This is a genomic window from Pseudomonas sp. P867, from assembly GCF_019891455.1.
Lineage (GTDB): Bacteria > Pseudomonadota > Gammaproteobacteria > Pseudomonadales > Pseudomonadaceae > Aquipseudomonas > Aquipseudomonas synxantha_A.
In genome coordinates this window covers 162,167-175,211 of sequence record NZ_JAFLXB010000011.1, presented here as the reverse complement: position 1 = coordinate 175,211, position 13,045 = coordinate 162,167, and the positions used below count along the sequence as shown (strand labels likewise).

The window sequence follows — 13,045 nt, the reverse complement described above, 5'->3', positions numbered from 1 at the left end:
GTCACCTCTATCGCTTGTGTGATGAATGAAGATAATTGTCGGGTTGAACCGCGACGTCGCTGCAGGTATTAATAATTCCCAAATAACATTTGAAAACGCGGAACCATTCAACAGCTGAGTTAAATGACATGAAGAAGATACTAGATTACAGCGAGACAATTCCTCAAAGAGGTCATCAGGACAGAGGAAGAGCACCTGATGAGAACGAAGATTTATTCTTCGATAGAAAAAAAGACGGCGTTTGTCCATTTTGCAAGATCCATACCCAAGTTGTTCATACGGATCACCAGCTAACCTACCCTGATTGGCTTGATGGCGGAAAATTTGACATCCAAGAAAACGTAAAACAATGTAGTAACTGCGGGTGGTGGCGTATCAGATGCGATAAACTAACTACTATCGGCATTGATGCAAGGTCATTCGCCATGGAAAGCGCCATATTAAAAAGCTATGACCTTTCGTCCAAACAAGTGCCTATCGAAGCTCTTAGAAAGCATCTCGCAGTTAGTTTCGACGATGTAATACATATCCATGACCGCAACATGGAGAAGCTCGTCCAGTCAGTATTTCGAGAACATTACTCATGCGACGTAGAACATGTTGGAAGATCACATGACGGCGGGATCGACCTAATCCTTGTTAACGCCGACAGTCCTACAGTAGTACAGGTCAAACGTCGGAAAAGCCTTGATCATATTGAAGGAGTCGCTGGCATTAGAGAGTTTCTAGGGGCAACTATCCTTCAAAATGGTAAAAACTGCATATACGTTTCAACTTCAAAAAAATTCTCGCAGCCCGCTATTGAAGCTGCGCGACAAGCGATAAAGGTGGGAGCTGTTGAAAGCTATGAACTATTTGATTTCGATAGATTTTGCGATGTGTTAAAACTTACAACCGAAATCGACCCTACACCTTGGAAAAGTTACTTGAGAAAAGAGTGGTAAACGTGTTTTAGATACTCACCCCCTGACGTCAATTGCCTAATTCTGCTAGGTGACAGCGGAAAATTTACTATCTGGATACCTTACGCTGGAGGACCTGCCGAACGACCTGATCAGTTCGGTGCATGCTACATGCGCGACGCATAAAATCGGGCTAGGCTAGCTTCAAATGTCGCAACCCGTGATGCTACCGGGCCACCCCTACGTGAAAGCCGCAATCGACCTGCATGCTGGGACATCCTCGGCAGGCACTGCCAGCTGCGGGTATATGCATTGCTGGGTGGCCGGCTCCAGGCGTCGATAGCCCTGCAAAGCAGCATCCCCACCGACGATACAGAGCAGATGGCGACCCATCTTGCCCTCGCTCGCAGTGAAGGTTATCGCACCCACTCCTGCAAGGTCGGCATCGGGGTAGAGGAGGATGTGGCTCAGATCCGACGCCTGCTCGACCAACGCCTTCCCGGAGAGGTCATCACCTTCGATGTCAATCGTGCCTGGACGGTTGCAGAGGCCATCGCCGTGATGAACAGCGCGGACGCCCCCACAGTGTGCTTTGAACAGCCCTACGAATCCTTGGAGCAGTGCCGAGCGGTGCGGGAGCTGACTCGCAACCCTATCATTCTGGATGAGTCCATTGTGACCCTTGGCGACCTGGTACAAGCCCAGCGCCAGAACATCGCCCAACTGATCGGGTTGAAGATTGGCCGCGTCGGAGGCCTGACCAAAGCCCGACATCGCAGGGATCGGGTAGATGACTTCCCCGGACGCTTACAGACTAATGTGAGTAGGATCCTACAAAATGTAGCGCATTACTCGCGCACCGGGTGAAAGGTGTGGTCGTGCACTACCACGCTAACGGCCTCAATCACATGCGAGGACTTCACACGCAGGTTGTACTGCTGCGCGAGCCACTTCATGACGCGCACATCATCGATGTCGGCCCACTCTCCGGTGCCACCGCCGTAGGGCCAGTAGGATTTGTCGCGGCCGGTGTCTTCCTGCTTGTTCGGGAAGATCACCTGCAGGCCCATAATCTGGTCACAGGCATTCTTCATTGGGACCAGTAACGCACCAGTTCGTGGCGCGTAACGCACCTTAATACCGACGATCTGTTTGCGGTCTAGGTAGTCGCTGCGGCCTGTGGTGGGCATACGCTCGAACAAACCTTATGCCCTTTTCGCGGCCCGCCGCGCAGCGTTACTCGCGATTTCGGCGGCGCGGCGCTTGGCTTCTTCCTGGCGGGCGCGCATCACTTCGCGCTCTTCCGGCAACGACATCTCCCGCTGGGTCTCTGATCACTGCGGGAGGAGCGTTGGATGACCATTTTCTAAAAAGAAATTCTTCGTGTCCTGATCAGATTTTCCCGCAAGTAGTAAGCCCTCGCGGAACCGGTTTCTACCAAGCCGGTAAGCAGTCCTAGAAAAGCGTTGTACATGCTGCGCGTCAACGCTGCTCTGTTCTCAATCTGTAAGTAACGAGCCATGGACATTTCGAGATAGAAAGCCGTATTTAGCTGTCGGGAAATAATCGCATTATCGGCTGAAAACTTCTCCGCCAAGATGAAAATACCATCCTCAAAAAACAGTTCATGGAAGTTGTACATCAATGAACTGAGCGCCTCGAAAACGTGACTGTTATGCCCCGAGGTCCGTACAAAGTCTAAAAGATCGCAGGCGCCAACCTGAAGGCACGCAGTCTCGCTGGGGTGGCGTTGCCAATGGCTGTCGGAATAAAGCATGCCCCGAAGCAAAGTATTCAAATCATGCTGGTGGCCAGCGTAGGGATCATTGACCTCTGTCGCCGCAATGGCGTGTATCCCAGGTGCAAGTACCCTCCACAACGTCCAAATCGCATCGAAATCGCTCTTCTTCTCCATGGCAATATCAAAGGCTAATTTGACCAGGTAAGTAAAGGTGGGAGCTTTCGAGCACCCGGCACGCAAAACCTCGCGCACCGGCTCGAAATTTCTATGTTTTGAATGCACCACATGCTCTGCCAAGCAGTCCTGAATTTGTTTCTTTATCTCGTAGTGTATTTTTTCCTGGCTACCTTGCCGCGACTCCCGGTATTGATCCTCGTAAACAAAACCGACGATTTTCTTAAGTAGCCGAATGTGGTCTTCTTCCTGATTGTTGTAAGGAATGAGCAACATGGGCAGATGAATTAGCCACGGAGCATGGCTTTCGAGCGAGCAGTCTTCGACACTCAACGGGAAATGCCCTGCCAATATTTCATCCCTGAATCGAGCAATCGTCTCGCTCCAATCCTCACGCGACTGAGCGGGAACATCGCCGCCGTAATGATTATGCCTGCTAGTTTTCGCCGTTTCCATCCTGAAGCGAGCATGCTCCACTGCCCCAGCCAGACAGCGGGAGGCAAAGTCATAGTTGCTTGGCCAAAGGTAGGTCCTTACCCCTTTCGCGGCGGACGCACATACATGCAAATTGGCATGAGTCAATGCGGTGACGATTACATATTCCAAAACTTCCACGTCTTCAGCATGCAAATCAAACTCGAATATTTTGGCCAGCACGAATGCGCACGCCGCCGCACCATACTGATCCGTCGCATCAACAGCAGAGTGATCTTCTAGATTGTCTGCATGCATGCAGACTGTGTCGAGGATGATCTCAAAGCACCATTCTTTGTCTTCGGCTGACAGTTCGGCCCCAGCGTCTCGAATGCAAACAGCTGCCGTGGTCGTGATAGCGCCGACGGCCATACTTTGAAAACCTAGAACCTTCCCTGTCTCAAGCGCAGTAAAGAGCCCTCGCGCCTCCGCTACAGCATCCTGGTAGGTGGCATAACGCGCGGTGTCGGGGCTGAGGTCGTCGAACGCCTTTCTGGACCATACGTACAATCGCTGAACCACCGAATCGTACGAATGCTTGTCATTGAACTCACGTTGAACCTGCAGAAGGTCCTCAGGCAATGCAGCACTTGATTGTAGAATTAGTCGATTGTTCTTCCGGTCTTCTACCGCTTCCCAAGTGCGAGTATCCACACGGTGGATCATGAACCGTAAATTAGTGTCCTTGCTAACTTCCGCCTCGGCGATGAAAGCGTCGACTATCAGCACAGCCTCGCCCCGTAAGCTCTCATGGAATTGAAACTTGACCAGTAACTCTTCCAGCGTCTCTGCGCGCCATGGCCGAAGAGCAGCCTCTCTGCGCTCCTCCGCGTAAAATTTCGCCATCACGTCGCGATGCATCATGGTTCCAAACCAATTCATCTCGGCGCCGCCCATCTCCTGGACCTTACGCTGCAAATCCAGGCTATAAAGCCGGAAATTTCTTAAGAGGGGTAGCGCCGAGGCCCCCACCTTACTAGAACAGGCAACCGCAACAGAGGCTAGAACGGAAGTCGGCATTACCGAATTGCTCGACCGTAGTAGGTAGTCATACAGCCAAACAATTTCACGCTCTTCCGTGCAGGCGTTAACCCACGCAAATAGCCAGTTCTCCAAAGCCATCATCGCGCATTGCAGTACGCCCGGTAACGTGGAATGCCCCCTGTAGCCTTTCCAGAGATGCGGGGAAGCATACTGAAGCACGCGATGCCCATCAGCCAGTTGCAGTTCAACTTGCTCGACCTCCATCTCTTGGGTAAAGCCGAAGTCCGGTTTCAGTTCAGATCGGGGCCCAAACTCTGACTCAGCATGCTTTTGTGCAGTGACGTTGGACAAGTTGATGATGAAATCCAAGCCCTTTCTAGGGTGATGCATCAACAGATATTTGAATGGGCCCTTGCCACCGCTGGCAGGTGAGAAACCCCGCTCGACATCTAGGCCATAGGACTCCTCGACATCCAGTCGATGACGCGACATGGGCCATGCGGGGTCACACTCAGGCTCTTCCCTCATCCATTCATGCAGTGCCAAGCGGATGATGAGATCTGGGCTACGCATGCATAGCATCGGCGTAGCATCCCCCAGCAGCGCCAACTGAATCAGCTCGTCCACGTAGCTCGGTCGCTCTGAGCGCTTCTTGGACCGGAATACGTCGCGCTCGACCATGGCAATAAAGTCTTGCTCGACCGCTGCCGAGACTTTCAATAAAACTTTAAGAATTTTCTTCCTGAGTGAGTCACGCCGATAGTCATCCTTGATGCGTTCAAGCAGAAACAGCGCTAGCAGCCCGACGCATTGGGAGCCTTCGGGAAGCTCTTCCCAGATATTTATTTGTTCGCACCAAGTGCTCAGCACTTCAGCGGCCTGGATACACGTCGGCTCGGCCAGCTGTTGCCTGGCGGCGTAGGTAAAATCAACCAAGGCATTCCACCCATCCCCATAGGGCCTTAAGAGCAATGCTTTGGCCAGTCCAGTCTTTTCATCGATGCCAAGCGGGACATTGTCTCCTTCAGCGGGGCAGTGACAGGTGATCCGTAATATGAAGAAGAAGCGGATCAGCATGTCTTCTTTGTTTTGTAGTAGCAGAGGCTTGAGTGAGACTAAAAAGTCTTGGGGGTTCGGACATTGCAGGGCGGCCGCAATCGCCTCATCTTTCCAATAATTTTCGATGCCCTTATCTGTGAGTATCGTTTCGAGAAAGCCGTTCAGCCCTCCGCGAGACTTCAATTTGTGGTGCAGCCACAGCCTAAACCCGCGGTTGATTGCGGGTTCATTGCCGATGGCGGCCAGAAAATTTGCTGGTTGCCCTCCGCTGTCAATGTATTCGCCCTCAATGAACTCCTCCAGCGCCCAGTCCTCCAAAACGTCGTGGCTGGGGCTGATCAGCGAAGTACGCGGGTCTCGGTAAATCAGATGGTCTTCTTCCAGCTTGGCAATAACTTCTGCATCGAAATCAACGTCCCTCACCCCGAAGACCATCCGTTTGGCGCGCAGCTTAGCCACGGCAATGAACGTGGCTTTGCGTCTGCCTGGCATGCCTGCCTTGCGTTCTGTGTTTTTCGCAATCACCGAGTCCCAGACAATGGTCCGAAACTCTGCTTCTGTATCTTGCAGATTAAAATGCGCGCCGTTACCAATCGCTCTCACCGCCAAGTCGATGAAAAACGGAATTTTCAGAATGTCGAAGAGCAATTCATTTGAAATCAGGGCGTTTAGCTCTGGGGTTTGTTCACTGAGCTGGCCTATCTGATCTTTCGAAAAGCCTTCAATGTTGATACTGCTGAAAGCAATGCCGCTTGGCTGCAGATAGTTGAAAGTCAGTTGCTGATACGCATAATCGCGGCCGGTGGCAATAATGGTCCAGCCCTGTTGCCCCTTGATGAAGTTGAGTAAATCAATAAATGCGGATTGATGATGGAGTTCGAGGATTTTCTCCACCGACTCGATCACCAAAACCTTGCTACTCAACAACGCTAACTGCCCGGAAATCTGACTCAGGGTTGAACGCATACCGAACGCAGTGAAAACGTCATTTAGGTGGGACTTATCGAGATCTTCTGCGCGAAGATAAAATACGGCCGTGTCTTGAAGTCTGTCGGACACGAAATCTTTGACGACACCTGATTTGCCGGCGCCCCTCCCCCCTGTCACGAAAAGGAAGCCACCTGGATGATAAGCACCGGCGATAGCAGCCAACTGCTCATCCCGATGAATATGCGTCCCGTTGATCGAGTTTGATATTCCGGAAACGATACGTTCGCCTCGATCGCGCAACCTTTCAATGTCGATATCAAGTTCAAGTGCAACAGGTCTGACGAATAACGCCGCTAGCTCTGGCTGTGCATTATCAAGGGTAAGCGTACCCCCGTTCTGGTTAAATTCCTGCACCGTCGTGATGACTTTCGCCAGGACCAGATGGGGAGACTGGCTCGAATGACACTGGATCAACGCCCCCAGCAAGCTCGCCACCACAGACGCTTTGGCGTCAACGTCATAGGAGAGCAAGTAAAAGATCTTTAGAAAGCTCCACAGCTGATGATCACTGAGTTCCTGACCGCCGTTGGCTGATTGCAATTGGCTTTTGAAGATGCGTAACCGTTCGAGCTTGGCCTTGCTGGTGAAGCCTTTGGCCTGAGATTTACGGATGAATTCATCCGCGTTAGAGGAGTACCGAGCCCACTCAAGTACGGGCAATGTATGGTTTACATCGAGTTTGGGGAGTGGCCCTGTGATCAACGCAATCGCATCGTATTGCGGATCGAAGGTATCACTGGTGAAATCCGCCCAAGCCCCCTTTACCACTTGCGCAAACATTGAATCTTCAGCGTCACTGATCGTAATTTCGTGCTTAACCTGCGCGTAAAGCCTGCTCACACGGCTGTGCGCGTCTCCGGCGACGACGACAAAGTCATCGGTCTGGACTCCTTCGTATTTGTTCTGGAACTTGATTTGCTGCGCTTTTGCACTGGGCGGTAGGCAAGGCAAAGGCGAGCCTGCCAGCAACACCACTGCAAATGCAGCTTGCACACGAGTTTCGAAGTTAACCCCACCACCACCAGTTGAAAAGGGGTTGCTTTGAGCTTTTAGATCATCATTCATGTCGCATTTTCCTAGTGCAACTGGTGGTTTCGGTGGCCAGCCTACACTCTCGGTTTTTCATTTCCACCCGTTCAATGACTTACCACCGGTGGTTCGTAATCGCATTTTTCTCGGGTGAAGTCGGTGGGCACGCTCACTGATGCCTCAAAGAAGGTCCCAAAGTCAAAATCCTCCAGGCCATAAGGCGCTACAAGCACAGATTCCTGCGTACTGCCCAGAAACACCACCGGGCGCGCCGGGTCGACGTTTGCGCACTCATGCGAATGATTAAAATCCAGCGCATGCGCCATCAGATACACCTTCTCCGGTAATCGGCTGTCGTTCAATTGCCCTCCAGACCAACTCAGCCCAAAGAACAGGATCACCCCGGAAACCCCGATGAACAACAATGAGTACAGCGGTACTGCCGAAAAAGGATTGCTACCGACATGTTTGTCTTTAAGCCAGGCCAGCACGGACAAAAAATGCGCAGCGGCGGCCATCCCGGCCACCACCAAGGCAAAAGGTACCAAAAGCTTGAACAACACCAGTCCGGTGGTCATGACCAAGGTAATTGGGAATGCCGTCGCATCGACGTGAAAGACCCCATTGACGAAGCCTGCCGCCTTTCCCCGAGCATAAAAGATGGTCCCTGATAAGATCAGCGAAAGCAGAAATTTGGTGACCGAGAATCGCCACAACGACCTGACCAAGGTCGAGCGCTCCAGCGAGACACCGACGAAAATCATACTCAACGCCACCGCCCACAACCGCAACGCCAATGTATGCTGACTGAACCACTCAATGTCACTGCTTGCAGATCGCATGATCGCAAGGATGATGCCGGCACAGCCGATGACCCCCAAGGACCACCTGACATCGAAGGCCTCGTCCTCTTGGCGCCTCTCCTGAGTGTTCAGGTACTCGGTCAAACGAGTGCTGATGCTGCGCACGAGGTACTTCAGCGACTTGTCATCATCTTTCCTGTAAAAATCCAGCTCACTCCCTTTCAGCTCTTGGTGTATGCCTTCAACGCTTCGCTCAATTTCCTTGGTCATTCGCTGATCCATTCACATACCTAAATACAAACATCGCGATTCGGAAGTCTTCAACTCCCTGCCGCCTCCCCCACGCTCTCGGGCTAAATCACAGGTCCAACGACTGCTCCGATTAATCGTAATCGGATTTTTCTCCCCGCTCATGCCTTCCCAGCGCCTCTGCAACCAAATCGATGGCCTGTAGTGGTTTGCCGCTGAGCGAAGCTCGATCGACCTTATCCATCCACCCTTTACATGCCTCGATACCGAATAGATCTTCAAGGCTACCGGTTCGAACAAAATAGTGTTCAGACACTGAGTTCTCAGAGTACCCCGTGCTTTTGCTCACAACCGCCTCGGCGAATTGAATGAATCGCGCGACGGACGTTACGTGTTTCTGGGTCCACTCGCGCCCAGCGCCTTCAGCAAAACGATTCAATCGGTAAATGTAAGAAACGAAGTTCCAATGCGCGATAAAGGCGTCCGGGTCCTGCGACGCATAGGCGAGCAAATTCACCACGAACATTTGTCTTAGGTTTTCATAGCCGGCCTCATCCAGATCAGTAGCCTCTGAATCGCTACGCGCCGACGCTTCTGACATTAGCAGGCGCTCGACAACGACAAAACCTTTGGCCCGTTCGAACGCGCTCAGCAACAATTCACTTCGGACCCGCAGTTCCTCATGGCGCTGCAGAAAGAACAACAGCAGGCGGAAGACCCGCACGGCCCCAGGGAAGGAGAACATTGACAGCTCCTCGCCATCGACGACTTCCCCGGCATTCAGCAGAGTTACGATCACGGCGTCGGAATTCTCGAGGGGAAACTCGTCTACACGAGATTCGAGCCTATCTATAATGGCGTTTTGCTGATCCTTAGTGTGCCGCCGCAACTCGTCACAGAACCCGGCATTGTCAGGCAACAGAAGCATCAGGGCATGAATCAGCGAATTCGGTATGTCGTCGAGGGGCAGCGCCAACTCGAAGTAGCGATTGAATATTTCAGCGCGGCATACGCGAGACTCACGCAACCAGCGTGCGTGTGTACCGCCAGCGTATGCCCTGTTCCTGTAAACCCAATCCAGCGTTGGAAACAGCTGCTGGATGATCTGATCGACCGCAATCCGGTGATCCTGCGGCGCCAATGCCACGATACCGTCAATCAGCGCTCTTATTTGGGACTTGGCGGCTTGATCGTCACCTCGGCGTGAGCCGCCACTGGTGAGCACTTCCTTGTTACGCGGCAGCGCTTCATAGCTAGCCGGGGCGAAAGTTCGCAAACACTCGAGCGCGAACAGGTCTACTGCGTTGACTTCCGCGACATCCGCACCACGCATCAGTCTGCAGTGAAAAGCCAAGGTCGAGGTATAGCGGTAGACATCACGCAAGCTGCGAAAAAACGGTCGCATGCCTTTGCGATACATTCCGCGCCAGTAATCGCTATCAAAGTGCTCGCTCAGTTGTGGTTCGCTGGCCAGAATTGCATCCAGTCTTTTGAACAACACTGACTCCAAGCGTTCATTGGACATCGCGGGAACACTGAAGGGGACCTGGATAATCTTTTCCAGATATTCGCCCCCCTTGAAGCCCGCACGTTCCAGGCCCTGCTCGACGATGTCCCGCTGAAACAGCAGCAAAAACACCACGTTCGGGAAGTCCATATTACCCTTAACCAGCTGGAACAATGCCTTTATTTGTTCCGACGAAAGCCGATCTATGTCATCCATCACGATTAACAGCGGATGCTCGCGCTTGGCCAGCAGCGCCCTGATTTCACGTCGGATTTCGCTCAACGTAAGCTCAGCCTCCTTGGCCGACTTATCCAGGCTTTCAGCCCGGTCGACCAAGAACTTGCCAGCCTTTTTTAGCACAGCAGGAAGTGCCGCCAGGGCGGAGACACCGCTGAGCGAGGTCATCAGTATTTGCACGGTGGGATTCGTCGTCCAAGTGCCAAGGTAGGACGTTACCAGTGCCGAACCGAGAAATAGCGGTAGGTAGCGGGTCATTCCGTCAACCAATTCCGCGCTGGCATTGATCCTGCGCCCATACTGGCGCAGGACCTTGGCCAGTTTCTTGCCGTCCTTGCTTTTGTCCTTTCGCCGAATGGCGCGCGAGACCTCATCGAAAAACGACGCGCTCAGTTTCTCCTGGCCAGTCCACTCCCAAGGGTTGTACTCGATGACTTCAAGCTGTGGCGTGGCGATTAACTCCTGAATGGCCAGATTCTTGATCGAACTCTTGCCGCTGCCCCAAAGCCCCGTCAGGGCAATCACCAGGCTCTCTTGGTTTTTCCAACCGACAATCGCCGCCGCGAGGTTTTTAGCAAAAGCTGATCGCCCCAGCAGATCCTGCTCGGCAGCCTTGATCGGTCGGTCATTAGCGAAACCCAATTCATCCATCTTACATTCCTTGCGTTGTGTCATTCCCAACCGTTTAAGCTAGAGCGCCGTATGCTGAATATGTAGCCTTGCGTGCTTATTTCGCTGGCTTGGGCACGGGCTGTTTCCTCGCGCGTGTCTTGCGCTCGCTGACCGGTGATGAGCGCAGTTGCACTAACTGCTGCTCCAGCGTATCGCCACGCGCCTGCTGTGCTGCGGCGTTCTGCAGGGCTTGACCCAGCGCGGCCTGCGCACCTTCAATCCTTTGCTGCAACTGCTCCAGTTGGTTGCCTGCTTCCTTCACTTGGGCGGTCATGCGCTTGCTCTCTTCCCGGGCACGATCGACTTCACGATGCGCACGATCCTCGACCCCGCGCAGGTAGTTCTCCTGCGCGACGCGTTCCTGCTCGACCTTGAGTCGCAACTCCAGCAGCTCCTGCTGCAAGGTCTGGCTGTGCTGCCGCGCGTCACCGCAGTCCCGCAGCAGGCTGTCGCGCTGCTGTTGCAGGTCTTGAATCTGCGTCGAACGCTGTTCCAGAAGCAGCTCCAGGTCCGTCAAACGAATCTCGCTGACTTGCTGTGCTGCCTGGGCGGCCATCGCATGTTGCCGGACGAGCGCGGCGTCCTGACGAGCCTGGTCCTCGACGGAGGCGACTCGTTCGCGTTCGGCGGCCAAAACCTGACGTTGTTCGGACAACGACTGCTCAGCCACGCCCTGTGCCAAATGGATCGCCTGTTGCCACACGGCAACAAAGGCTTGTGACACTTCACCGGGCAATGTCGGCAGTCGCGTTTCGCCATTCAGACGTTCGGCCAAACGCGCCCACCAGATATCCAGTAGCCCGCCGACTCGCGCCGGGCTACCTCGACCCAGTTCCAGGCGTACACGTTCGACCGTCGGCCGCTCACCGCGGGCCAACACTGCGTCCGCGGCGGCAAAAACGTCGTTTTCCGGTACCCCTACTGCCATGGTTCACCTCGGGCTATATTAGGTCTGATAATAGAATGTTATCCGACCTTATTTTTTAAAATATGGATTAATAATACGTTGAGCGTATTAAATATTACAGATCAGTTATCGCTGGTCGACGAAACGCCGCTGAACCCGAACTTTCTGGCACTAAACGCCCAGGAGGCGGCAGCTGCCTTTATTGCCGCCGGCACCGCAGCCAATACCGTGCGCAGCTACCGAAGCGCTCTCACCTATTGGTCGGCGTGGTTGCAACTGCGCTACGGACACGTGCTTGGCGATGCGCCCTTGCCTGTCGCCGTGGCGGTCCAATTTGTGGTTGATCACCTTGCGCGCCCGACAGCCAACGGCGAATGGGCGCATCTATTGCCGGCGTCCATCGACGCTGCACTCATCACTGCAAAGGTCAAAGCCAAGCCCGGCGCGCTGGCCTACAACACCGTCAGCCATCGTCTGGCGGTGCTCGGTAAATGGCATCGACTGAATAGTTGGGATAGCCCCACCGAAGCTCCAGCGCTTAAGAGCTTGCTACGTGAGGCACGCAAGGCACAGTCACGTCAGGGGCTATCGGTGCGCAAGAAGACCGCCATCGTGCTCGAGCCTCTACAAGCGCTGCTGGCCACCTGCACCGACGGTCTTCGCGGTCAGCGTGACCGCGCCCTCCTCCTGCTAGCCTGGAGCGGCGGTGGCCGACGGCGTTCCGAAGTGGTGAATTTAAAAATTAGCGATGTACGCCAGCTGGATACCGACACCTGGCTGTATACGCTGGGGACAACCAAAACCGATACCGGCGGGATTCGGCGAGAAAAACCACTCCGCGGACCTGCGGCCGAAGCGCTAACAGCTTGGCTAGAGGCTGCGCCCGCGGCGTCAGGTCCGTTGTTTCGGCGGATGTACAAAGGTGACAAGGTCGGGCCAAGCGGCTTATCGGCCGACCAGGTAGCGCGGATTGTTAAGCGTCGTGCAAAGCTGGCGGGCTTGGAAGGGGATTGGGCAGCGCACAGTTTGCGCTCAGGGTTCGTGACCGAGGCCGGCCGTCAGGGAGTGCCGCTGGGTGAAGTGATGGCGATGACTGAACACCGTAGTGTGAGTACGGTAATGGGCTACTTTCAAGCAGGCGCTCTACTGAACAGCCGCGCCTCCTCACTAATACCTCCATCCAAAGCTTCAAAAGAGAGCGAATTAGCCAATCCTCAAGAATGTTGAAGTGGCGACCACGATATCAGCACACAAACGTAAGCGGGGCATGTACTCATTAAATAATATCAAGGGCCGATATTAGGCTCCGCAAAGGGA

General features: G+C 53.7%; 7 protein-coding genes and 1 pseudogene. 3 read left to right on the top strand and 5 right to left on the bottom strand.

The genetic code is table 11. From position 1 onward, the window contains the following. Positions 1–128 precede the first annotated feature (128 nt). Together J1G33_RS20285 and J1G33_RS20280 are read left to right on the top strand one after the other, a co-directional pair. Complete coding sequence (locus J1G33_RS20285; RefSeq protein ID WP_223018612.1) at positions 129–944, top strand: restriction endonuclease; 816 nt, start codon at positions 129–131, stop codon at positions 942–944. 339 nt (positions 945–1,283) lie between these two features. Beyond that, positions 1,284–1,769 carry an enolase C-terminal domain-like protein gene (locus J1G33_RS20280; protein WP_262416885.1) on the top strand — a complete coding sequence of 162 codons (486 nt, stop codon included), beginning with the start codon at positions 1,284–1,286 and terminating at the stop codon, positions 1,767–1,769. Here the strand turns inward: J1G33_RS20280 and J1G33_RS20275 are convergent. The 5 genes and pseudogenes from J1G33_RS20275 to J1G33_RS20255 all read right to left on the bottom strand — a co-directional run. After that, positions 1,754–2,218: pseudogene (locus J1G33_RS20275) on the bottom strand (hypothetical protein); the annotation flags it as partial. The gene J1G33_RS20280 and the pseudogene J1G33_RS20275 sit on opposite strands and share 16 nt — an antisense overlap. 50 nt (positions 2,219–2,268) lie before the next feature. After that, positions 2,269–7,389 carry a hypothetical protein gene (locus J1G33_RS20270; RefSeq protein WP_223018611.1) on the bottom strand — a complete coding sequence of 1,707 codons (5,121 nt, stop codon included), beginning with the start codon at positions 7,387–7,389 and terminating at the stop codon, positions 2,269–2,271. 71 nt (positions 7,390–7,460) lie between these two features. Next, on the bottom strand, positions 7,461–8,426 hold the full coding sequence (locus tag J1G33_RS20265; protein ID WP_223018610.1) for a hypothetical protein: 966 nt from the start codon (positions 8,424–8,426) through the stop codon (positions 7,461–7,463). Positions 8,427–8,538: 112 nt separating this feature from the next. Beyond that, the gene (locus tag J1G33_RS20260; protein WP_223018609.1) at positions 8,539–10,800 is read right to left on the bottom strand and encodes a P-loop NTPase fold protein; all 2,262 of its coding nucleotides are present in this window, start codon (positions 10,798–10,800) and stop codon (positions 8,539–8,541) included. Between the two features lie 76 nt (positions 10,801–10,876). After that, on the bottom strand, positions 10,877–11,749 hold the full coding sequence (locus J1G33_RS20255; RefSeq protein ID WP_223018608.1) for a DNA-binding protein: 873 nt from the start codon (positions 11,747–11,749) through the stop codon (positions 10,877–10,879). Positions 11,750–11,827: 78 nt separating this feature from the next. Here J1G33_RS20255 and J1G33_RS20250 point away from each other — a divergent pair, with 78 nt between their 5' ends. Next, complete coding sequence (locus J1G33_RS20250) at positions 11,828–12,955, top strand: site-specific integrase (protein ID WP_223018607.1); 1,128 nt, start codon at positions 11,828–11,830, stop codon at positions 12,953–12,955. Positions 12,956–13,045: the final 90 nt, after the last annotated feature.

Bases quoted from the DNA above. Each gene is read 5' to 3' on its own strand.
- J1G33_RS20270 (WP_223018611.1), bottom strand. From the start codon at position 7,389: ATGAATGATGATCTAAAAGCTCAAAGCAACCCCTTTTCAACTGGTGGT.
- J1G33_RS20280 (WP_262416885.1), top strand. From the start codon at position 1,284: ATGGCGACCCATCTTGCCCTCGCTCGCAGTGAAGGTTATCGCACCCAC.
- J1G33_RS20265 (WP_223018610.1), bottom strand. From the start codon at position 8,426: ATGACCAAGGAAATTGAGCGAAGCGTTGAAGGCATACACCAAGAGCTG.
- J1G33_RS20255 (WP_223018608.1), bottom strand. From the start codon at position 11,749: ATGGCAGTAGGGGTACCGGAAAACGACGTTTTTGCCGCCGCGGACGCA.
- J1G33_RS20285 (WP_223018612.1), top strand. From the start codon at position 129: ATGAAGAAGATACTAGATTACAGCGAGACAATTCCTCAAAGAGGTCAT.
- J1G33_RS20260 (WP_223018609.1), bottom strand. From the start codon at position 10,800: ATGGATGAATTGGGTTTCGCTAATGACCGACCGATCAAGGCTGCCGAG.